Origin of the sequence: Agrobacterium pusense (assembly GCF_013285525.1) — a bacterium.
Taxonomy (GTDB): domain Bacteria; phylum Pseudomonadota; class Alphaproteobacteria; order Rhizobiales; family Rhizobiaceae; genus Agrobacterium; species Agrobacterium pusense.
Map to the genome: position 1 here is coordinate 1,172,365 of NZ_CP053857.1, position 21,464 is coordinate 1,193,828.

At 60.0% G+C, this 21,464-nt stretch carries 21 protein-coding genes; 8 read left to right on the top strand and 13 right to left on the bottom strand.

The features are described from left to right. Positions 1-14: 14 nt before the first annotated feature. A complete protein-coding gene (locus HQN82_RS18985) occupies positions 15-482 on the top strand; it encodes an Lrp/AsnC family transcriptional regulator (protein WP_006699972.1) in 468 nt (155 codons plus the stop codon). A 218-nt stretch (positions 483-700) separates the two neighbouring features. Here the strand turns inward: HQN82_RS18985 and HQN82_RS18990 are convergent, their stop codons facing one another. The 3 genes from HQN82_RS18990 to HQN82_RS19000 form a co-directional block, all read right to left on the bottom strand. Then, positions 701-1,144, bottom strand: coding sequence for an SRPBCC family protein (locus HQN82_RS18990; RefSeq protein WP_004437482.1), 444 nt, complete (start codon positions 1,142-1,144; stop codon positions 701-703). A 23-nt stretch (positions 1,145-1,167) separates the two neighbouring features. Next, a complete protein-coding gene (locus tag HQN82_RS18995; protein WP_173615583.1) occupies positions 1,168-1,791 on the bottom strand; it encodes a TetR/AcrR family transcriptional regulator in 624 nt (207 codons plus the stop codon). 194 nt (positions 1,792-1,985) lie between these two features. Further along, positions 1,986-2,885 (bottom strand): LysR family transcriptional regulator, encoded by a 900-nt coding sequence (locus HQN82_RS19000; protein WP_004437488.1) that lies wholly within the window; start codon positions 2,883-2,885, stop codon positions 1,986-1,988. A gap of 119 nt (positions 2,886-3,004) precedes the next feature. Between HQN82_RS19000 and HQN82_RS19005 the strand changes: the two genes are divergently transcribed. The 6 genes from HQN82_RS19005 (at position 3,005) to HQN82_RS19030 (ending at position 9,350) form a co-directional block, all read left to right on the top strand. After that, positions 3,005-3,937 (top strand): ring-cleaving dioxygenase, encoded by a 933-nt coding sequence (locus HQN82_RS19005; RefSeq protein WP_137069732.1) that lies wholly within the window; start codon positions 3,005-3,007, stop codon positions 3,935-3,937. A 140-nt stretch (positions 3,938-4,077) separates the two neighbouring features. After that, entirely contained in the window at positions 4,078-4,770 is a 693-nt protein-coding gene (locus HQN82_RS19010) for a hydrolase (RefSeq protein WP_173615584.1), read from the top strand. A gap of 70 nt (positions 4,771-4,840) precedes the next feature. Then, positions 4,841-5,131 carry a XapX domain-containing protein gene (locus HQN82_RS19015; RefSeq protein ID WP_173615585.1) on the top strand — a complete coding sequence of 97 codons (291 nt, stop codon included), beginning with the start codon at positions 4,841-4,843 and terminating at the stop codon, positions 5,129-5,131. After that, positions 5,131-7,113 carry an amidohydrolase gene (locus HQN82_RS19020; RefSeq protein ID WP_173615586.1) on the top strand — a complete coding sequence of 661 codons (1,983 nt, stop codon included), beginning with the start codon at positions 5,131-5,133 and terminating at the stop codon, positions 7,111-7,113. The genes HQN82_RS19015 and HQN82_RS19020 overlap by 1 nt, the downstream gene beginning before the upstream one ends. 201 nt (positions 7,114-7,314) lie before the next feature. Next, positions 7,315-7,755, top strand: coding sequence for a DoxX family protein (locus HQN82_RS19025; protein ID WP_173615587.1), 441 nt, complete (start codon positions 7,315-7,317; stop codon positions 7,753-7,755). Continuing rightward, a complete protein-coding gene (locus HQN82_RS19030) occupies positions 7,752-9,350 on the top strand; it encodes an MFS transporter (protein WP_006700134.1) in 1,599 nt (532 codons plus the stop codon). Before HQN82_RS19025 ends, HQN82_RS19030 begins: the two co-directional genes overlap by 4 nt. Positions 9,351-9,398: 48 nt before the next feature. Here the strand turns inward: HQN82_RS19030 and HQN82_RS19035 are convergent, their stop codons facing one another. Next, on the bottom strand, positions 9,399-10,181 hold the full coding sequence (locus HQN82_RS19035) for a pyrroline-5-carboxylate reductase (protein WP_173615588.1): 783 nt from the start codon (positions 10,179-10,181) through the stop codon (positions 9,399-9,401). A 119-nt stretch (positions 10,182-10,300) separates the two neighbouring features. Beyond that, a complete protein-coding gene (locus HQN82_RS19040) occupies positions 10,301-11,152 on the bottom strand; it encodes a LysR family transcriptional regulator (RefSeq protein WP_173615589.1) in 852 nt (283 codons plus the stop codon). A gap of 170 nt (positions 11,153-11,322) precedes the next feature. On the opposite strand from HQN82_RS19040, the gene HQN82_RS19045 reads away from it, so the two are divergent. After that, positions 11,323-12,801: an MFS transporter gene (locus HQN82_RS19045; RefSeq protein WP_427832751.1), complete on the top strand. Its 1,479-nt coding sequence runs from the start codon at positions 11,323-11,325 to the stop codon at positions 12,799-12,801. 18 nt (positions 12,802-12,819) lie between these two features. On the opposite strand, the gene HQN82_RS19050 is transcribed toward HQN82_RS19045, so the two are convergent. From HQN82_RS19050 to HQN82_RS19085, 8 genes are all read right to left on the bottom strand, one after another. Continuing rightward, on the bottom strand, positions 12,820-13,986 hold the full coding sequence (locus HQN82_RS19050; protein WP_173615591.1) for an alpha-hydroxy acid oxidase: 1,167 nt from the start codon (positions 13,984-13,986) through the stop codon (positions 12,820-12,822). Position 13,987: 1 nt separating this feature from the next. Then, entirely contained in the window at positions 13,988-15,280 is a 1,293-nt protein-coding gene (locus HQN82_RS19055; protein ID WP_173615592.1) for a hypothetical protein, read from the bottom strand. A 22-nt stretch (positions 15,281-15,302) separates the two neighbouring features. Further along, on the bottom strand, positions 15,303-16,034 hold the full coding sequence (gene hutC / locus HQN82_RS19060) for a histidine utilization transcriptional repressor HutC (RefSeq protein ID WP_173615593.1): 732 nt from the start codon (positions 16,032-16,034) through the stop codon (positions 15,303-15,305). A gap of 58 nt (positions 16,035-16,092) precedes the next feature. Further along, positions 16,093-17,106 carry a zinc-dependent alcohol dehydrogenase gene (locus tag HQN82_RS19065; RefSeq protein ID WP_173615594.1) on the bottom strand — a complete coding sequence of 338 codons (1,014 nt, stop codon included), beginning with the start codon at positions 17,104-17,106 and terminating at the stop codon, positions 16,093-16,095. A 3-nt stretch (positions 17,107-17,109) separates the two neighbouring features. Next, the gene (gene hisD / locus HQN82_RS19070; RefSeq protein ID WP_107341927.1) at positions 17,110-18,438 is read right to left on the bottom strand and encodes a histidinol dehydrogenase; all 1,329 of its coding nucleotides are present in this window, start codon (positions 18,436-18,438) and stop codon (positions 17,110-17,112) included. Positions 18,439-18,475: 37 nt separating this feature from the next. Next, complete coding sequence (locus HQN82_RS19075) at positions 18,476-19,276, bottom strand: ABC transporter permease (protein ID WP_107341926.1); 801 nt, start codon at positions 19,274-19,276, stop codon at positions 18,476-18,478. Further along, entirely contained in the window at positions 19,273-20,217 is a 945-nt protein-coding gene (locus tag HQN82_RS19080) for an ABC transporter permease (RefSeq protein WP_173615595.1), read from the bottom strand. The genes HQN82_RS19075 and HQN82_RS19080 overlap by 4 nt, the downstream gene beginning before the upstream one ends. Before the next feature lie 125 nt (positions 20,218-20,342). Beyond that, on the bottom strand, positions 20,343-21,458 hold the full coding sequence (locus tag HQN82_RS19085) for an ABC transporter substrate-binding protein (RefSeq protein WP_063947077.1): 1,116 nt from the start codon (positions 21,456-21,458) through the stop codon (positions 20,343-20,345). Positions 21,459-21,464 lie beyond the last annotated feature (6 nt).

A 21,464-nucleotide genomic window follows, 5' to 3' on the forward strand; every position in this document is an offset into this window, starting at 1 on the left:
CGCAGGAATTCTGCATGACCAATATTGATCGAGCCGACAGGGCGCTGCTTGACGCCGTGCAAAAGAACAACCGTCTGACGTCGGAGGAGCTGGCGCGGATCGTCAATCTCTCGCCGACGGCCTGCCAGAGGCGGCTCAAGCGATTACGGGAGGAGGGAGTGATCGAGGCGGATGTGGCGATCATCTCGCCCAAAGCCGTGGGACGGGGCATCACCATGATCGTCCTCGTGTCGCTGGAACGGGAGCGCGCGGACATCGTCGATCGCTTCAAGGCGGCGATCCGTGCGACGCGCGAAGTCATGATCGGCTATTATGTCACCGGCGATGCCGATTTCATTCTGGTAATCACGGCAAAGGACATGGAGGACTACGAGGCCTTCACCCGCCGCTTCTTTTACGAAAACCATGACATCAAGGGGTTCAAGACAATGGTCGTCATGGACCGCGTGAAGGCCGGATTCGCCTTTCCTATCGAAGACTGACCGGCCAGAGGCCTGCCAACATGTCTGTGTCGAGACTTCGGCCTTTTGTACGGTCGTTCTAGTTCTGGACGGGCTGCAAGGCCCTGCCCAAGCAGCGGGGAAAGGAAGGAGGCCCGGATATCCGTGCGATGACAGATCCGGAGCCTCGGGGAACTGGGAGTTCATGTCCTCCCTGCGCAGGCAGATCATGCGCTCGCAATTTGGAACATTGCCGCGCGCTATTGCGTGATTTCGGGTTCCACGAGCTTGGCAAGCTTGCGCAGTGACTCCTGCCAGCCGAGATAACAAGCATCAGCCGGAATGATATCCGGCACGCCCTCCTGTTCGATATTCACTTCGGTGCCGGATGCCACTGCCTTCATGCTCACCGTGACTTTCATCTCGCCGGGCAGGTTGGGATCGTCGAAGCGGTCCGTGTAGACAAGGCGCTCTCCGGGTACGAGTTCAACATAGGTCCCGCCAAAGGAATGGCTGTCGCCCGTCGTGAAATTTCGGAAAGACATCCGGTGATTGCCGCCGACCTTCGCATTCAGTTCATGAACGGTACAGGTGAACCCGAATGGCGGGAGCCAGCTTGAAATCGCGTCCGGTTCGATGAAAGCGCGATAGAGCTTTTCGGGTTTCGTTGCGAAGACGCGATGTAGACGAATGACGCTTGGCATGGTTTCCTCCTGTTGATGCGTTGTCATTCAACGTGGTCGATCATTGTCGGGCTGAACAGCAGCCGGATATAGCGGTGAAGATGGTCGAGGCTTTCGACGGCTTGCTGCGGATTCCCGCTCGCTTTTGCCAGAATGAAGGCGCCCTGGATGACGGCTTGAATGTGCAGGGCAAGACTTTCCGCCGTAAATGTCTCTGTTATCTTGTATTGATCCAGGGCTGCTTCGATATCGCTCACAAGTGTTTCGGCGTGGCCTGAAATGCTGTTCCAGCACGCCTGCCGGATCGCCTCGCTGGTCTCGTAAACCTCCTGCGCCATGGTGCCGACAAAGCAGGTAAAATCCGGCAAGTCGCCCTGTATCAACTGCTTGCGGAAGGCGACATAGTTCAGCAGTCGCTCCAGTGGATCAGCGGCATCATGATAGGACGCGGTTTCGAACACCGCACCGGTTACCTCCGACCAGTGCTGGGCAGCAGCGACCGCCATCTCCTCCTTGCTGGAGAAATGGTGGAAGAATGCACCTTTGGACAGTTCGGCCTTGGCGCAGACATCGTCGACTGTTGTCGCGGCGTAACCTTTCGTCCGGATGACGGTAAATGCCGCCTCCAGCAGGCCCGGCCTGGTCAGTGGGTTCTGTTTCCTTGCCACATCAACTCTCCCTTGCTTGATTAAATACAGACTAGTCGGTATTTAATCAAGCAGAATTTTACTGGAGTGTTGTCCGGTGACTTCCCGGTCCAATATTGTAGGGCGGGATGGTGCACAACAGAAGGCGCGCGCACGGATCCCGCCAGGGAGCGTCGCTCCCGCGCCGTCATTAAAATGCGCAGATTTGGGCAGTTCTACTCCAGCGCCACCATGTAGGCTGGTAACTGTTCTTCGAAAAATTTCGAGAAAGTTGCGATGCGGGGCGGCAGGGCCTGATAGGGCGGATAATAGAGCGTCAACCAGAGTTCCGGCGGCGACCAGCCGGGCAGGACATGGACGAGGCGCCCACTGTGGATATGCTGTGCGATGTTGAAGCCCGGAAGCAAGGCGACCCCTGCACCATCCGCAGCCATATCGGCCAGAACCTCGCCGCTATTGGCGCTGAAAGCACGACCTGCCGTTATCGTGATACTTGACCCGCCATCTGACAAAACCCAGTTCTCCCGACGGCTCTCGCCGCTGTAGGCAAGGCAATCGTCAGGCGTCAGTTCAGCGGGGTGTTTCATCTGCGCGAACCGGCTGCCCGGAGCCGCCACCAATATGCGCGGCACAGCCCTGATCTTGCGCCATATGGTGAATTTGTCCGATGGGGCGGACGAGATACGGATTGCCAGATCGTAGTCATCATCCACGATATTGACCAGGCCGTCCGATAACGAAATCTCGAAGCACATTTTCGGATAGAGTTCCCGGAAGCCCGACAGGATCGGCGGCAGCACCGTTTTGCCGAGCCATGTCGGCGCGCTGATCCTCAGGCGTCCCTCGTCGGCCTTGTGGGCGTTGCGAACATCCCGCCGGGCGTTCTCCAAAGCCTCGACTGCCGGCTGAATCTGTGCGGCGAAGACGGCCCCGTCCGTCGTGAGCGATACCTGACGGGTGGTCCGGACAAATAATTGCACGCCGAGATCATCTTCAAGTGCTGCAATCGCACGGGTGACGGCCGCTGCCGTCATGCCGAGTTCACGGGCCACCTGCGCGAAGTTGCGCTTTTCGGCCGCCATCAGGAAGGTTTTGAGAGCTTTGTGATCGTTCATCTCTATTATTTCAAAAATCGCAATTCATTCGAGAAAAATATTGCAATTCCGCGATGCAATCAAGCGGGTTACATCTCTCTCCATCGAAACGGGCACACCAAAAGCGAAAGGCGCCGACGATGATCAAGGATATCAAGGGCCTGCACCACGTTACCTCAATGGCGTCGGATGCGCGGCAGAACAACAGCTTCTTCACCGATACGCTCGGGCTGCGCCGGGTCAAGAAAACCGTCAACTTCGATGAGCCAAGCGTCTATCACCTTTATTACGGTGACGAAAAGGGAACGCCTGGCACCGTCATGACCTACTTTCCCTTCGCCAACATGATGGCCGGCCGTCCGGGCGTCGGCGAAGTGGGCGAGACACAGTTTTCCGTTCCCAAGGGTTCGCTCGGCTTCTGGAAAGATCGTCTCATTACGAAAGGTGCCGCCGGACTACAGGCCGATACGGTCTTCGGTGCACAGCGCCTGCGTTTCACCGGTCCGGATGGCGATGGACTCGCGCTGATCGAAACGGATAACGATACCCGCGCTCCATGGCTTGCCGAGGGCATTTCCGAAGACAACGCCATACGCGGCTTCACCGGTGCGCGCTTCAATCTGAATGATACGGCGGCGACCGAGGAACTGCTTCGCTTCATGGGATATGAGCGCGCCGATGCAGAAGGCGATGTAACCCGCTTCGTCATTCCCGGCGGCAACGGCGCCGATACGATTGATCTCGCCACACTGCCAAAGACGCCCTTTGCCCGTCCGGGAGCCGGTTCGGTTCATCACATCGCTTTCGCGGTTGAAAACCGTCAAAAGCAGCTGGACGTGCGCAAGGCGCTGATGGACACCGGCTATCAGGTCACTCCTGTCATCGACCGCGATTACTTCTGGGCGATCTATTTCCGCACGCCGGGCGGCATCCTGTTCGAAATCGCCACCAACGAGCCCGGTTTCGACCGCGACGAGGATACCGCGCATCTGGGCGAAGCGCTCAAGCTGCCAAGCCGTTATGAGCCTTTCCGCAATCAGATCGAGGCGAATCTCGCTCCCCTTGCGGCATAAAGCGGGTCCTTGATCCGCATCGACTGAAGAAATCATATCCACGCTTTCAAGACGGCTGCCCCTGCGGGGCAGCTGATCGGCGAAGCCTTGTCAATTTCACCGCCGTCGACCGGCAATCACCACCTGAATGGAGAACCACCATGTCGAAGCTTGAAGTCCTTACTCCCGCCAACAGCCAGCTCATCTTCATCGACCAGCAGCCGCAGATGGCTTTCGGTGTGCAGTCGATCGACCGCCAGACCCTGAAGAACAATGTCGTCGGTCTCGCCAAGGCGGCAAAGATTTTCAACATCCCGACGACCATCACGACGGTCGAAACGGAAAGCTTCTCCGGCAACACCTTCCCGGAACTGCTCGCGGTTTTCCCGGAAAACGACATTCTCGAGCGCACCTCGATGAATTCCTGGGACGACCAGAATGTCCGCGATGCGCTGGCGAAAAATGCCGCTGACGGTCGCAAGAAGATTGTCGTCTCCGGCCTCTGGACGGAAGTCTGCAACCTCACCTTCTCGCTTTCTGCCCTGCATGATGTCCCCGACTACGAAATCTACATGGTGGCGGATGCGTCTGGCGGTACTTCAGTCGATGCGCATAAATATGCCATGGACCGCATGGTGCAGGCTGGCGTCATTCCCGTTACCTGGCAGCAGGTGCTGCTCGAATGGCAGCGCGACTGGGCACATAAGGAAACCTACGACGCCGTGACGTCGCTGGTGAAGGAACATTCCGGCGCTTACGGCATGGGCATCGATTATGCGGTTACACATGTTCATGGCGGTGCAGAGCGCGTCAAGCACGGCAAGCGCATCGGCCCGAACCCGGCCAAGAAATAAGCTTTCAACCCACCGCACCGGAAGGATCGTCATCCAGCCGGTGCGGCTTCAACCTGTCGAGGAGGTTTCCATGAAAGTCTATCTTCTGTCACTTGGCGCCGGCCTGCTGGTCGGCATCGTTTACAGCCTGCTCAATGTGCGCTCCCCTGCGCCGCCCGTCATCGCGCTCGTCGGTCTGCTCGGCATTCTGGTTGGAGAGCAGATCATTCCCTTCGCGAAGACGATTGTCGGCAGGGAACCCGCTGCAGTCTCCTGGATCAACCAGATCAAACCACATATGTTCGGCCATATGCCCAGAGGTGGCGCTGAAGCAACCGACCTTGCCGAAGTCAAACAGACCATCAACCGGGAGAAAAGCTGATGCCGACCCGACGCACTTTCCTCGGCGCGGCATCCAGTCTCGCCTTTCCGAATCTGTTTTCACCGGCTAAGGCCGCTGATCCCATCAAGAGCGGAGCTTCGTCCATGCATCCAGATACCATCCTTCACAATGGCCGCGTCACGACACTTGATCGCGGCAATCCGAATGCATCAGCGGTTGCCATCAAGGATGGCCTGTTTCTGGAGGTGGGAAGCGATACCGAGGTCATGGCGCTTGCGGGTCCGGAAACGAAGATCATCGATCTCAAGGGCAAGCGGGTTCTGCCGGGCCTGATCGACAACCACACCCACGTCGTGCGTGGCGGCCTGAACTTCAACATGGAACTGCGCTGGGATGGTGTTCGCTCGCTTGCCGATGCCATGGACATGCTGAAGCGTCAGGTCGCGATAACGCCCGCCCCGCAATGGGTGCGCGTCGTCGGCGGTTTCACCGAGCACCAATTCGTCGAAAAGCGTTTGCCGACCATCGAGGAGATCAATGCGGTCGCGCCGGATACGCCGGTCTTCCTTCTGCATCTCTACGACAGGGCGCTGCTTAACGGCGCAGCGCTGCGTGCCGTCGGTTATACCAGGGACACGCCCAACCCGCCGGGCGGCGAGATCACCCGCGACGCCAACGGCAATCCCACCGGCCTGCTGCTCGCCAAGCCGAATGCCGGCATTCTCTATTCGACGCTTGCCAAGGGGCCGAAACTGCCGCTCGACTATCAGGTCAATTCCACCCGCCATTTCATGCGTGAGCTGAACCGGCTGGGTATGACCGGCGTCATCGATGCCGGCGGCGGCTTCCAGAATTACCCGGATGATTACGAGGTGATCCAGAAACTGTCAGATGAGAACCAGATGACGGTTCGTCTGGCCTACAACCTCTTCACACAGAAGCCGAAACAGGAAAAGGAAGACTTCCTCAACTGGACGCAATCGGTCAAATACAAGCAGGGCAACGATTATTTCCGGCACAATGGTGCGGGTGAAATGCTGGTCTTTTCCGCGGCCGATTTCGAGGATTTCCGTCAGCCGCGGCCCGATATGCCGCCGGAGATGGAAGGCGAACTCGAAGACGTTGTCCGTATTCTCGCGGAAAACCGCTGGCCCTGGCGTCTGCATGCCACCTATGACGAGACCATTTCGCGGGCGCTGGATGTCTTCGAAAAGGTCAATCGTGATATCCCGCTCGAAGGCCTGAACTGGTTCTTCGACCATGCGGAAACCATCTCTGACCGCTCCATCGACCGTATCGCCGCGCTTGGCGGCGGCATCGCCACGCAGCACCGCATGGCCTACCAGGGCGAATATTTCGTCGAGCGTTATGGCCAGGGCGTGGCCGAAGCCACACCACCGATCCGGCGCATGCTCGATAAGGGTGTGAACGTTTCGGCTGGAACGGACGCAACGCGCGTCGCCTCCTATAATCCGTGGGTGTCGCTGTTCTGGATGGTGACCGGCAAGACCGTTGGCGGCATGCAGCTTTATCCGCGCGCCAATTGCCTCGACCGCGAAACGGCGCTGCGCATGTGGACGGAAAAAGTGACCTGGTTCTCGAATGAAGAAGGAAAGAAGGGCCGCATCGAGAAAGGCCAGTTCGCCGATCTCGTGGTGCCGGACAAGGACTTCTTCTCCTGTGCGGAAGATGAAATCTCCTTCCTTACCTCGGAACTGACGATGGTGGGTGGCAAGGTCGTCTATGGCGCCGGCGACTTCAAGGCACTGGACGAGAGCAATATTCCGCCCGCCATGCCAGACTGGTCGCCAGTGCGGAAGTTCGGCGGCTACGCCGCCTGGGGTGAACCGGATGGCGCCGGCGCCCGTTCGCTGCGCCGCACGGCCATCTCCACCTGCGGCTGCGCCAGCGATTGCGGTGTGCATGGTCACGACCATGCCGGTGCCTGGACATCGAAGCTGCCGATTGCCGATCTCAAAGGCTTCTTCGGTGCCCTGGGCTGCTCCTGCTGGGCGGTATAAGCCTCATCGACAAAAGAACCCCCACGGGCGTAGCATGTGCCGCCCGTGGGATACGACCAATAGCCGATAAAAGAATATTACAAATTTCGCAATTATATCGAAACTATTGATGCAATTGTTGGCGATAATCCTTTGCGCCAATATCGCTCCATCAGATGAACGCCAGCGCCGCTCGAACCGAACGGCCAGTAGGAGCACATTATGACTGAGCCGTCTTCAACCCTTCGCCTTCGGGGCTTCCTTGCGGATATCATTGCCGCACCCGCCACAAAAACCCTTGCGCTTCTGGCGCTTTGCTCGGCCTATATTCAGGGACCGCTGACGAAGATTTTCGACTTTCCCGGGGCGATTGCCGAGATGAACCATTTTGGCCTTCAGCCGGCGGTCGCATTCGCCGTCGTCGTCATCCTGTTCGAACTCACCGCCTCCGCTCTGGTCGTGTCGGGCTTCCTGCGCGGGGTCGGAGCTCTGGCACTGGCGGGCTTCACTCTTCTCGCCACCTTCATCGCTCTCCGCTTCTGGGAAATGGCGCCTGGCATGGACCGCATGATGGCCACCAATGCCTTCTTTGAACATCTAGGTCTCGCTGGCGCATTTGTTGTCGTCGCTGCAATCGATCTCACGAAAGGAACGGGCAAATGAGCGCCGCAAAATCCTCCGCAAGCAGTTTTGCTCCGCTTGCACAACCGGTCTTCGCCGTCCTCTGGGCCGCGACGGTGCTGGGCAATACCGGCAGCTTCATGCGTGATGTCGCGAGTTCCTGGTTGATGACCGATCTTTCGGCCTCTCCGGCGGCTGTCGCCATGGTGCAGGCCGCTGGAACTCTGCCGATCTTTCTTCTGGCGATCCCGGCCGGCGTGCTGACCGATATTCTCGACCGCCGCAAATTTCTGATCGCGGTTCAGCTGCTGCTGGCCTCGGTCAGCGTCACACTTATGGTTCTTGCGCACACCGGACTTTTGTCCGTCAGCGCCCTGATCGGTCTCACCTTCCTCGGCGGTATCGGTGCGGCGCTGATGGGACCGACCTGGCAGGCCATCGTGCCGGAACTGGTGAAGCGCGAGGATATCAAGAGCGCCGTGGCTTTGAACTCGCTCGGCATCAATATCGCCCGTTCCATCGGTCCGGCTGCTGGCGGCATCCTGCTTGCGGCCTTCGGCGCGGCCTTTACCTATGGCGCCGATGTCGCCAGTTACTTCGTCGTCATCGCCGCCCTTTTGTGGTGGCCGCGGGTAAAGAACGCTGATGATGCGTTGGCCGAAGGTTTCCTCGGCGCTTTCCGGGCGGGCCTCCGTTACACCCGTGCGAGCAAGCCGCTTCATGTCGTGCTGCTTCGGGCCGCGATCTTCTTCGCTTTCGCCAGCGCCGTCTGGGCGCTGCTGCCCCTGGTTGCCCGGCAATTGCTCGGCGGAGACGCCAGCTTCTACGGTATCCTGCTCGGTGCTGTCGGCGCGGGCGCCATCGGCGGCGCGCTGGTCATGCCGAAGCTGCGCGAACGTTTCGATGCAGATGCCCTGCTTCTCGGTGCTGCCGTCATTACCGCACTCGTCATGGCCGCGCTTTCGCTCGCACCGCCCAAGTGGCTTGCCATCATCGTCCTGCTGTTCCTCGGCGGCGCATGGATCACCGCTCTGACGACGCTGAACGGGGCAGCCCAGGCAGTTCTGCCAAACTGGGTGCGTGGCCGTGGCCTTGCTGTCTATCTCACCGTCTTCAACGGCGCGATGACGGCCGGTAGCCTTGGCTGGGGTGCTGTTGGTGAAGCCACAGGTGTGCCGGGTGCATTGCTGATCGGTGCTGCGGGACTGCTGGTTGCGGGCCTAGTCATGCACCGCCTGAAACTGCCTGCGGGTGATGCGGATATGGTGCCATCCAACCATTGGCCGGAACCGCTCGTTGCCGAGCCGGTGGCCCATGATCGCGGCCCGGTTCTGATCCTGATCGAATATAATGTCGAAAAGCATCACCGCTCCGCTTTCCTGCATGCACTCGACGAGCTTTCCCAGGAACGTCGCCGCGATGGGGCTTATGGCTGGGGTGTCACGGAAGACTCCGCCGATCCGCAGAAGATCGTCGAATGGTTCATGGTGGAATCCTGGGCGGAACATCTTCGCCAGCACAAGCGGGTCTCCAATGCCGATGCAGATTTGCAGGGCAAGGTGCTGGCTTATCATTCCGGGCTGGAAAAGCCTGTCGTGCGCCACTTCCTGACGATCAACCGTCCGGGCAAGGCATAAACAGAAGGGGCCGAAAGGCCCCTTTTGTTCCTACCGTTGCAACGGCTGCTATCGCGCAATCCGCTCGAGCACGCGGCTCAATGCATCTTTCAAGGCCCTTGAACCGCCTTTGCCATCGAAGTCTTTGAGCACCTGTTCGTTGAGGCCGCCTTTGGTGGCGAATTCACGGCTGATCTCGTTAAAATCCGCCTTGCTTCCGGCCAACACCGCCACCTCAGAGAGGCCGCCAAAGAGGGGTGCAAGATAGGCACGCGCCTTTTCTTCCGGCAGTCCGTTTTCGGCCAACCATTCCGTTGCCGTCTGCATGATGCCGAAATAAGTAGCCATCAGAGCGCTTCCGGCGGCCAGAAGGTCGTATTCGGCCTTGGTCTCGCATTCCACCGCATTGCCGAGCACGTTGAAGATTGCTGCCGTATCCCTATCGGCGGGATAAATGGCGGTGACGCTTTTGCGGCGGGCGACGAAGGGCAGCGGGATCGCCTGGGTGAGATGTACATCCGCATCGATCCAGTCGAGAAGGGCTTCCCGGCTGGTCGCAGCCACGACGCTGATGACTTTCTGTTCGTCCCTGAACCGTAGCGGCCGGATGACCTCCTCGGCGATCTGGGGACGGATTGCCAGCATGACGGTATCGCAGCCATCGACGATCGCCTGATTGTCGCTCGAGACGATCACCTGCGAAAAATCGGCAGCCAGTTCAGCCGAAACATCCGCGCTGCGCTGGGACACCATGACATGTGGTACGGCGGCGGGTCTGGCAAGCAGGCCACGTACCATCGCGTCGGTGATGGCGCCTGTTCCGATAAAACCGATTTTTTGGGGCAGGGACATGAATACTCCACTGTGGCGGCTGGATCGAGAGATGGTCGGTCCTTCCAGTTTGGCGCGATGCTAGATTTTCCACCGGTAAATGTCGACAGGCGGTCGGGCTATCTGTGACGCCACGGCACTTAGGCCGGCCGATGCTCGCGAAAAGCGGCAGCGAGCGTTCGCAACGCCTCACGCGATCTGCTGTCCGTCAGGGTCGAGAACATGATGATTTCGGTGGAAGGCAGGGAAGGCAGCCCAAAACGCTGGCTCACTTCCACGGTGCCGGGTGGGGCAAGACGGGAGGAGAAGGCGGAAATCGCAAGTCCCGCCGAAACGGCCGCGGTTACCATGGACGATGTGCCGCCGAGGAAAACCTCCGTCCAGGCTATGCCAGCCCCGTCCAGGGCGCGGGTGGCTATATCACGCACGCCGCAAGCGGGAGACAGTGCCGCAAGCCGCAACGGTTCACCCTGACGATGTTCGAATTGCGGGGCTGCATACCAGCCGAAATGCTCCGGTCCGAGAACCTCGCCGTCGCGCCGATCGTCCTCGCGTCTGATGATGGCCGCGTCGATTTCCCCACGGTCGAACGCGTCGAGCAGGGAGCGTGAATGGTCCATCCGCACTTCAATCGTCAGGCCCGGGTCATGGTCGTTGAGGCGGGCCAGAAGGGTCGGCACCTCCGGTCCTGCCACGTGGGCGGCAATGCCGAGGCCAAAACGACGGCGCGGTGAGGAAAGGCCTGCCAATGCACGATCGTGTGCGGCGAGAAACTCGCGGGCGGGCGCCAAAAACACTGCACCCTGCGCGGATAGCCGCACCGAACGCGGTGTGCGTTCGAGCAGCCGCTGGCCCAACCTGTCTTCCAATCGCTTGAGCTTGACGCTGATTGCCCCTTGGGTGGTGCCGAGCGCTTCGGCCGCGCGGGTGAAGCTCTGCATATCCGCGATGGTAACGAAGGCTTCGACGGCCTCCACATCCAGCGTGCTCATGTCGACTATTCCAATTTGTTGTCTCTGAAATAGCCAATCATCCAATTCAGTTATGGTCAAGCTTTGTCTAGCCTGTCGCCTCCGTAGATCGGTTCACAGTTGCGAGCCGAGCCAAGAAAGGCTGAAGAATGACCCTTGTTATTACTGAACAAACGGGCAGCAGAAGCGCCATGGCGCTCGCTGCCGTTTGTCTCTCCGCTCTGATGTTCGGACTGGAAATCTCCAGCGTTCCGGCGATCCTGCCGACACTGGAACAGGTACTACACGCCGATTTCCGGCAACTCCAGTGGATCATGAATGCCTATACCATCGGCGTGACCATGGTGCTGATGGCAACCGGTGCGCTGGCCGACCGCTTCGGTCGCAAACGTGTCTTTATTGCCAGTATTGCTGCCTTTGCCTTGTCTTCCCTTGCCTGCGGAATGACGCAGAATGTTCCGGTGCTGATCGGCGCGCGCTTCTTTCAGGGCTTGAGCGGTGGAGCGATGCTGGTGTGCCAGATCGCCATCCTGTCGCACCAGTTCCGTACGGCGCGGGAGCGCGGCATGGCCTTCGGCTGGTGGGGCATCATCTCGGGCGTTGGGCTCGGTTTCGGCCCGATCATCGGTGGCGCCATTGTTGCGCTGTGGAGCTGGGAATGGGTTTTCCTCGTTCACGTAGCGCTCGCCATCGTGACGTGGCTGCTTGCTTCGGGCGGTGTGAGAGAATCGCGTGACCCGGAGGCGGCACGTCTGGATATCGCCGGCATGGCCACGCTTTCGCTGTCCGTTTTCTGCCTTGCCTTTTTCATCACACAGGGACCCGAGCTTGGTGTTGCGAGCCCGGCGGCGCTTCTGATCCTTGGCGCCTCGGCCGCGAGCTTCATCGCCTTCCTGATTGCCGAAAAGCTTAGTTCAAGACCGATGTTCGACTTCTCCGTGTTCCGCATCCGGCCTTTTTCCGGGGCGATCATCGGTTCGGCGGCGATGAATATCAGCTTCTGGCCGTTCATGATCTATCTGCCGATCTGGTTTCAGGCTGGCCTCGGTTATGACAGCGTCACCGCCGGGCTCGGCCTGCTAGCCTATACGCTGCCAGCCTTGGTGGTCCCGCCGCTGGCGGAGCGCCTATCGCTGCGCTACCAACCCCGCCTCGTCATTCCGGCAGGACTGTTCACTATCGGCCTCGGCTTCATGCTGATGAAGCTGGGAAGCGGTATCGAAGAGGCGAACTGGCTTACAATGCTGCCCGGCTGCATCCTCGCCGGAATAGGGCTCGGACTTACCAATACCCCCGTTACCAACACGACCACGGGCGCGGTTTCGCCCGCCCGTTCGGGCATGGCTTCGGGCATTGACATGAGCGCACGCATGATCTCGCTTGCCATCAACATTCCGATCATGGGCTTTATTCTGGTCGAGGGCGTGGGGGCTTCGCTTCGGGCGAACCTGCCTCCCGGTGTCGATATCGATACGCTACAGTCGGTCGCGGAGCGGATCGCTGCAGGCACTGCCGCTGCCTCGGCGCACGGCATTTCGGAGGAAACCGTCCATCAGGCGCTTGCGGACGGCTTTGGTCTGGTCATGCTTTATGGCAGCATCAGCGTCTGGCTGCTTGCTGCCGTCAGTTTCATGATCTTCGGCCCGGCGCGCAAGATTGACGCACGGTAGCGCGGATTGAAGCTCCCGCTAGTGGGTTGTTTCAAAACTCAGGCGATCAGTAACCACCTCACGACCGCGGGCCTTCAATTCATCGATAGAGGCAATCCCCATCAGCGTGAGGCTGATGGAGATTTCCTTTTTAAGAATGGCGATCACACCTGCCACGCCGTGTTCACCTGCAGCGGAGAGCCCGTATGCATAGGCCCGGCCGAGCATGACGCCATCTGCGCCGAGGCCAATTATCTTGATGATATCAGTGCCTCGTCGGATGCCGCCGTCCACCATCAGACAGAAATCCGGGCCGACGGCCGCGCGGATGCTTGGCAGTGCACGGATCGTGCTGGATGCGCCGTCCAGCTGGCGGCCACCATGGTTCGAAATCACGATACCGTCGCAGCCCGCGTCGCGCGCCTTGACCGCATCGTCGGCATCCAGAACGCCTTTGATAACGAGTTTCCCCCGCCAGCGCTCGCGTAACCAGGCGATATCTTTCCAGGATAGGGTGTTGTCTATACCGCGGGACAGATTGGCTGCCTGCTCCAGCGCGCCGCGGCCGAATTCTGCACGATGTTCAATCGCGCGGACCGATGGCGTTCCGCGTAGCGCTATGTCCGCCAGCCAGCGAGGCCGGAGTAGCAAACGGGCAAACAGCCCAGGCGTTACCTTCGTCAACGAACGGAAACCGTTTCTCACGTCGCGTTCACGGATGCCGGTAATGGCCGTATCGACCGTGACAAAGAGCGTATCGACACCAGCGTGTTCGGCAGCGACAATGAACTCCTCGCAAAGTGTACGGTCCTTCAGCACATAAAGCTGGAAATGCAACGGACCTGTTGTCTCGGCTCTGAGATCGGCGAGCGATGCGATCGAAAACGTCGACAGGCAGAAGGGAATTTCGACGGCATGGGCGGCGCGAACCGCCTTTGCCTCGCCTCCGCCGGCATAAAGGCCGAGAAATCCCACCGGCCCCAGCATGAAAGGCAGGGGATGGCGCGCGCCAAGATAGGTGGCGGAGAGATCCTGCGGCCTGGGTTCCACCAGCACATTCTGCTTGAGCGCAAAATCGCCGAAGTCCACCCGGTTGGCCTGCATCGTCATCTCGTCGAAGGATCCGCCATCGATGTAATCGAAGAAGATTTTCGGCAATCGACGGCGTGCGAGTTCGCGATAGTCGGAAACGTTGACCGGCTTCATTTCAGCCTCGGTCCGGATCGATAGCGTCGAAGAAGCGGGTCAGGGCGTCCTCGCCCTCGACCGGTTCGCTCCCCGCCATGACGGCACTCGACAGGCCGATCAGGGATGATACCGGGTTATGGCTCGTCGCGCCCGCGCGAAGGTTCATCACCAATGTCGGGCACAGGAAAAGGCCGAGGCGGACAACCCGGCGCCAGTCGTGGGGGAGCATGTCACGCGCTTTCAGCTGGGCAAGGAGCGGCCGCCACATGGCCTCGCCCTTCACGGCAAGCAGATCGCGCCGCACTACACTGGGCTCGTAGCTGGTGGTGATCCGAAGCATGTTGCCGTCGAGCGTGGCGCTTGCCGAATAGGTCCTGGCTGCAAGGGCGGGATCGTAGAGCCAGAGCGGATGGGCGAGGATGTTGTGGAACGTCGTCTTCACTTCCGCGAGGAGCGTCGGGATATTCTCACCGGCGAAAGCGGGGTCGAAGAAGGAGAGGCGGGCGTCGCTGCCGTCGTCCTCATACCAGACATTGGCGTTATGGGCGTCGCCATGGGCGGTAACGCCGCCTGCATCGGCGAGTTTCGCTGGGTTCAGCCGTTCATGGGCCTCATCGAAAAGCGCTGCGAGACTGTCACGATACGTGATGCCGTTGACGCAGAAGCGAAGTCCGGAGAGGGTTTGCCAATCTAGGGTCATGCCCGGCAGTTCGAACGTGTTGCCAACATAGAAATTTGCCAGTCTGCCACCGGGATAGATGCCAGTGATGGGATCGATCAGGCGCTCATAGAACAATCGATGAACCGGCTCGGCGGCCACTTGCGTGGGCGTGACGCCGTGCAGCGTTTCCAGATACACTTTCAGAACCGCCTCATTCAGCCTGCGCTCGGCCTCCACCGCCTTTGCGCGGGCCGCCGGATCGTCCTTGAGGTCCAGCGCACGCAAGACGTCGGAAAAGCGCGGGTCGCTGCGGCGGCGATAGACAAGTATCTGTTCACCCGGCAGCACGGACATGAGCAACGGCTGGTCGACCGGCAGACCTGCGCGGGCAAGAATATCGGCGCGGTAATATTCGCCGCTCATGGCCTCTTCCCCCTCCTCCTGATGGAACTTGAAGAAGAACTGCCCCTCGCCGGTTTCGAAAAAGCCATTGAGGGAATTGAGGCTGTATTGATCCTGATTGATCGCCACATTCCCTGCTTCGATGCTGAAAAGGTCACGCAGCAAGTCGGCGAGCATTTTTTCCGCTCTGCCATCGGCGGCCTTGGCGATTTTTCGGATTTCCGCGGTGCGGCTGGCGGGCTGGTTCATGGCAATTGTTCCGGATGTTGTCTTATTTGCTGCCGTGCAGATAGCGGCTTCCAAGCGAGTAGCGGCTGCCGACATAGGTCAGCGTGTTGACGGTCGCGACGATCGGGCCCGTCCAGGTCTTTCGGTGCAGGACGAGGCAGCTGTCGCCAACGCGGATCTGCAACAGACGCGCATGGGCGTCGCTGGCCGGCAGGGCGCTGATCAGGTGCTCGACTTCGGTGAGCGGTGTTGCGTTCTGGAGGTAGTCGTAGGTTGCCGCCGTGGTGAAGTCCTGCTCGACATAGCCCGAAACGAGGCTGGGGTTGACATAGCGTTCCTCGAGCTGCACCGGCAGGTCGTTTTCAAAATGAATGACGACCGAATGGTCGACGGGCCGGCTGGTGCTGAACTCGAAGGCAAGCAGGAGTTCGGGTTCCGGCCGTGCGATGCGTTCCAGCACGACAACTTCGGCGCGGTGGCGACCACCACGGGCTCTGATTTCGGTCATGATGTTGCTGATCTCGATCAGCGTTGACTGCGGTTTTGGCGGCGCGACAAATGTGCCCACGCCCTGGATGCGGCGCAGATGCCCTTCCGAGGTGAGCTCCCGAAGCGCCCGGTTAACTGTCATGCGCGAAACGCCCAGCGTCGAAACCAGCTCGTGCTCCGAAGGTAAGCGGCTGTTGCGCGCCCATTTGCCGCTGCCGATGTTGCCGAGAACGAAGTCCTTCACCTTCTCGTAGAGTGGCGAGGCGGAATCTGAAAGTGCAGTCATGGTCCCTGTCTCCGCCTCCGCGTCGCTGCGCCGGCATTGTTGAAGTGACGTGTCAGACCTATTTCGACACGTCTATTATCGTCTTCAAAGCGCTGCTTTCGCCCCACAGCAACCGGTCATAGGCGCCGGGGACATCATCGAGTGATGGCAGCACCTCGATAAAACGATGAAGAGCCGGCGCGAGCTCTGTCAGCAGCGCCGTTGCGTCAGACAGTTCGTCGCAAAAGGCGTGGCAACCGATCAGCGAAATTTCGCGCTCGACAAGAATATTGGGATCGAAATCAAGCTTGCCGTGGCTGATGCCGACAAGCGCCAGCCCGCCGCCACCGGAAAGCAGTTCGATGGCCCGCCCTATCGCCTGAATGCTGCCGGTGGCGTCGAGCGCATAACGAAGGCGGCCACCCGAAAGCGCGGCGTCTATCACAGGCTTGTCGAGTGTCACGATCTTGCCGCCTGTCACGTCACTGACGCGCCGGGCTCGCTCCGCATTCAGGTCGGCGAGCAGAACCGGGCCGTCGTGCAGGCGGGAGAGGATGAGAGCGCAAAGCCCGCCGATCGTGCCGCAGCCGATGACGAGCACCGGTTCCCCTCTGGGAACAGCAAGGCGGCGCACCGCATGCAGCGCCACGGCGAGCGGTTCTGCCATGGCAGCGATATGTGGCGAGAGTTGCGGATCATGGCCGACCAGCAGCTTGGCCGGTACCTGCACTTCATCGGCAAAACCGCCGTCGCAAACTTCGCCGACAAAGCCCAGGTTTTCACACACATTGCTGCGGCCACTCAAGCAGGCCGGGCAGACGCCGCACCACATGCGGGAATCTGATGAAACGACATCGCCGATGGCAAAACCGTTCACACCGTCGCCGATCGCGGTGATGCGTCCGCAGAATTCATGACCGGCGGTGGATGGACGACGGGAAATCCATTGTCCGGTGCGGTAATTGTGCAGGTCAGAACCGCAAATGCCCGCTGCCCTGACTTGCAGATTGACGAAGCCTGCCGGCGGCGAAGATGGGGAGGCCATCTCCTCCACACGCAGGTCGTTCGCATCGTAAAGCCGCACCGCCTTCATGGATCAGGCACCCTTTTTCAGATAGGCGTCGCGCACCGGGGACACCGCCAGGGCATGCGAGGAAAAGCCTTCGTAAAGAGCGAGGTTATGGGAATGTCTGGCGAATTCGGGATAGGCTGGCGGCGTGACATAGCCGATCGAGCTGCGCTTGACGAAGTCGGTCACCGAGAGCGGCCCGAAGGTGCGTGCCCAGCGGCTTGTCGGTAGGACGGCGTTGGGGCCGAGCGAGAAATTGGCAATGCTGACCGGCGTGTGGGTGCCCATCAGAATTTCGGAGGCTTCGGTGATATGTCCGAGATGGATGAAAGGTTCTTCCGACAGTAATTCGAGATGTTCCGGCGCATAGGCATTGACGAAAGCGTAGCTCTCTTCAATCGAGGACGTCAGGACGATACCGCCGGTCTTGCCGGTGAGAACGGTCTTGGAGAATGCGACGCGCTGCTCCGACATCTTGGCCCAGTGTTCGGGCAGGGCCGCGATCGCCTCTTCAACGACGCGCCGGCTATGGGTGACGAGATAGGCCGAGGAATCGGGGCCGTGTTCCGCTTCGATCAGCAGGTCAAGCGCGGCGAGGCCGCCATGCACCGTATCGTCGGCAAGGATCATGACTTCCGAAGGGCCGGCCGGCAAGCCGGTATCGATGACGCCGGACAGCGAACGCTTGGCGGCGACGACCCATGGGCTTCCCGGACCGACGATCTTGAGTGCTGGCTTCACGGTCTCCGTACCGTAGGCGACGGCGGCCACCGCCTGGGCGCCACCGACCTTGTAGACGGTATCGACGCCGGCGAGGCGCGCGGCAACCAGTGTGGCCGCATCGACCGAGCCATCGGGCGCTGGCGGTGTGACGATGGCAAGGTTCGGAACACCGGCAACGACCGCGGGCACAGAGGTCATCATGGTGACCGACGGAAAGGAGCCCTTGCCGCGTGGAACATAGAGCGCCACAGACTGGATCGGTGTGAAGCGGTCACCCGCAAAGGCACCGGGGCGAATTTCCTTCAGCCACATGGCTTCCGGCTTCTGTTCCTCATGGAAATGGCGGATATTGTCGATGCCGAACTGGATGGATTCGATGACGCTTGCATCAACCAGCTTGAAGGCTGCGTCGAATTCGGCTTCGGTGACTTTAAGATTGGCTTCGGTCACGTCGGCCTTGTCGAGTTCGCGACCGAAGCGAGCCAGTGCACTGTCGCCCTCGGTGCGAACGGCTTCGAGGATTGGGGCAACCTTTTCGATGAAGCTCGAGATGTCGCTTTCCGAACGGCGCAGCAGGGCGGCCTTCTCATCGGCATCGAGCTTGGAATAGTCATAAAAAGACACTGATGTCATCGTCTTGTCCTTGATGGCTGGCCATACGGCCGATTGGTCACTTCGATTTCAGGAAGATGTCGAGGCCGACGAGGCGGTCGAGCAGCGCGATCGCGATCCCGGCGCAGGCGATGAACACCACGGAAATGGCGGCAAGGTCCGGTGTGATGATCGAGCGGATGGAGTTGTAGATCTGGACCGGCAGTGTGACGCTTCGCGCGTCTACCAGAAGCAGGCTTACGAGGAACTCGTTCAACGCCAGAATGAACATTAAGAGCGAACCGGTGATCACGCCCGGCAGGACGGCGGGAAGCGTGATGTAAAGGAAACGCTGCAAGGGTGGCGCACCGCAATTTGCGGCCGCAAGTTCCAGATCCGGCGACAGGTTGCTCGCGCTTGCCGTCACCGCCCAGATCATGAAGGGCAGGTTGATGACCGAGCAGGCGATGCCGACGGGCCATAGCTTGCCGAGCACACCCATCTGTCCAAAGGCGAGCATCATGCCGATGCCGGAACCGATCAGCGGAATCGTGAAGGGAAGCAGCAGATAGATCTGGATGGAGCGGGCAAACCGCACCCGATATTTGGCGAGCGCAATACCGGCGAGCGTGCCAACGGGAATGGATACCAGGGTGCAGATCGCCGCGACGATCAGTGAGCGGAAGAAGGCCTGGCGCAGATCGGTGGCGTGGGCGATCTTGCTATACCATTGCAATGAAAACCCGTCCGGCGGGAAAGTGATGATGTTGCCCGAAGTAAACGAGGCACCGAGAACCACGATGGTGGGTGCCGACAACATGACGAGCGCGGTCGAGACGAAGGCCCAGATGACGATGGATTTGCTGCGGCTGCCGGTCATTTGCGGTCGCCCCCCATGGCAAGCGTGCCTGCACCGAAGACCATGAAGACGACACCGACGAGAATGGAGCCAACCGCGACGAGCAGCAGCGAGAGTGTCGCGCCAAGGCCTTGGTCGGAGGTGCGGAAGAACTGGTCGTAGATCGCGTTAGCGATGAAATCCTGCGTCCCCCCGCCAAGGATGGCGGGAATGGCAAAGTCCGTAAGGGAGAGCGTGACCACGACGAGACCGGCTCCGACGAGGCCAGGGCGGGAAAGCGGCAGGACGACATGGCGGAAGGTGCGCAGCCAGCTGGCGCCGAGGGAGGCAGAGGCGGCCTCGAGTTCCGCCGGAATGGCGGTCAGGGCAGGTGCCAGCATCAAAACAGCGAAGGGCAGCATGTATTGAACAAGGCCGAACAGGACAGCCGGGTAATTATAGAGAAGGCGTATCGGTGGGACACCGACCAGGCCGAGAGCCTCGTTGACCATGCCCTGGTTGCCTAGAATGATCAGCCAGCCATAGGCGCGTACCACCTGACCGATGAAGAAGGGCAGGAACAGCGCAACGAGCAGGAATTTGCGCAGCGCCGAGGACGGCGTGCGCACCATGAGGTAGGCGTAAGGAAAGGCGAATATCAGCGTGACGACGGTAACGATAAGCGAGCCTATCAGGCTGCGGCCGGCGACGGTGGCAAAGAATTTTTCCGTCAACGCTCGCTGGTAATTGGCGAGCGTGTAGGTCTCGGACATCAGAAACGTATTCGTGTCCAATGTCCGAAGACTTGTATCGCCGATCTGGATGAGGCCGAGGACCAGAAGGCCAACCAGCACGATGGCCGGCAGCAGCATCAGATAGGGCAGACCCTTCTTGAAGCTGGAAGGCCAGAAAATGGCCGCAAATCGTTCGAGCATATCCATGACGCGCCACGTCAGGGGATATGCGACACGGGAAGCGCGCATGAATACCGATCCTCGAGCGGACCCGGCAAAGGCTATGGCGCATTTGCCAAAGAGACCGCGTTACCTCTTAACCTCAAGTGGAATGCCCGCCGTCACCTGAACGACGCGACGGGCGGGACAGGGCTTCAGCCCTGCATGATTTCCTTGAACTTGGCGAACCACTGGCTTTCGTTTTCGACCTGGATCTTGGACGAAACCCGGATCAGGTGTTTGAACTCCTCTTCCGTCGTAGGATAGGAAGGATCGCCCACGAGGTCGGCCGGCGGTTTGACGCCCGGAATGACGCCGGGAAGTCCGAGGCCATCAAGCCAGACCTGCTGGGCTTCCTGGGTCAGGGCATGGTTGATGTACTGCTTCGCCCAGTAGAGCTCGTTCTCCGGCAGGCCCTTCGGAATCCACAGGCCGTCGGTATCGAATTTCGCACCTTCTTCCGGAACCACCCATGCGATCTCGATGCCGTTCTTCTTGGCTTCGCGGGCATTGGTTGAAATGGTGCAGGCGGCGTCGATTTCGCCTTTCTGGAACCAGGTGGTGAAATCGGGGTCTTCGCCCAGCAGCGGCTGCTGCGCCTTGATCTTCGAAATGAAGTCCCAGGCGGGTTGCATGTTGCCGGGAATGTCCTCGAGCTTGCCGCCACCTGCGACCTGCGCCGGGAAATGGAAGCCGATGCCGTCATTATAGAGCGCGATACGGCCCTTCAGCTTCGGGTCGAGAAGGTCCTTCCAGGACTTTGGTGCTCCGTTCGGGAATGCCGAGGGGCGGTAGGCGAGCACATAGACGTAGCCATAGGTGTTGACGATCGGATAGCCATCGAGACCGACCGGCTTGGCAAGATCGGTGGCATTTTTGAGATTGGGCAGGTCCGAGAGGTCTTCGGTGACACCACGCAGCGCCGACTTCGTGGCATTCGTCGTGGTGTCCCAGTTGATATGGATCGGCGGAACGCGCTTCTGGGCGACAGCGGCCCAGACCTTCGGCTGGATTTCGTTATCCTCGGTCAGATCGTGGCGCACCGCGATGCCGGTTGCCTTGGTGAAGCTGTCGGAGACACCTGCCTTCAGCGCATCTACCCAACTGCCGCCCCAGGCGCGAACGATGATTTCGGCTGGTTTTTCCGGCTCCTGCGCAAAGGCGCGGCTGACGCCGAGCGTCGACAGGCCGGCATAAGCGCCGGCTGCGGAGAACGACGCCAGCAACGTACGACGGCGGAGCTGGGCGGTCAGAAATTTATCATGCGACATTGAACA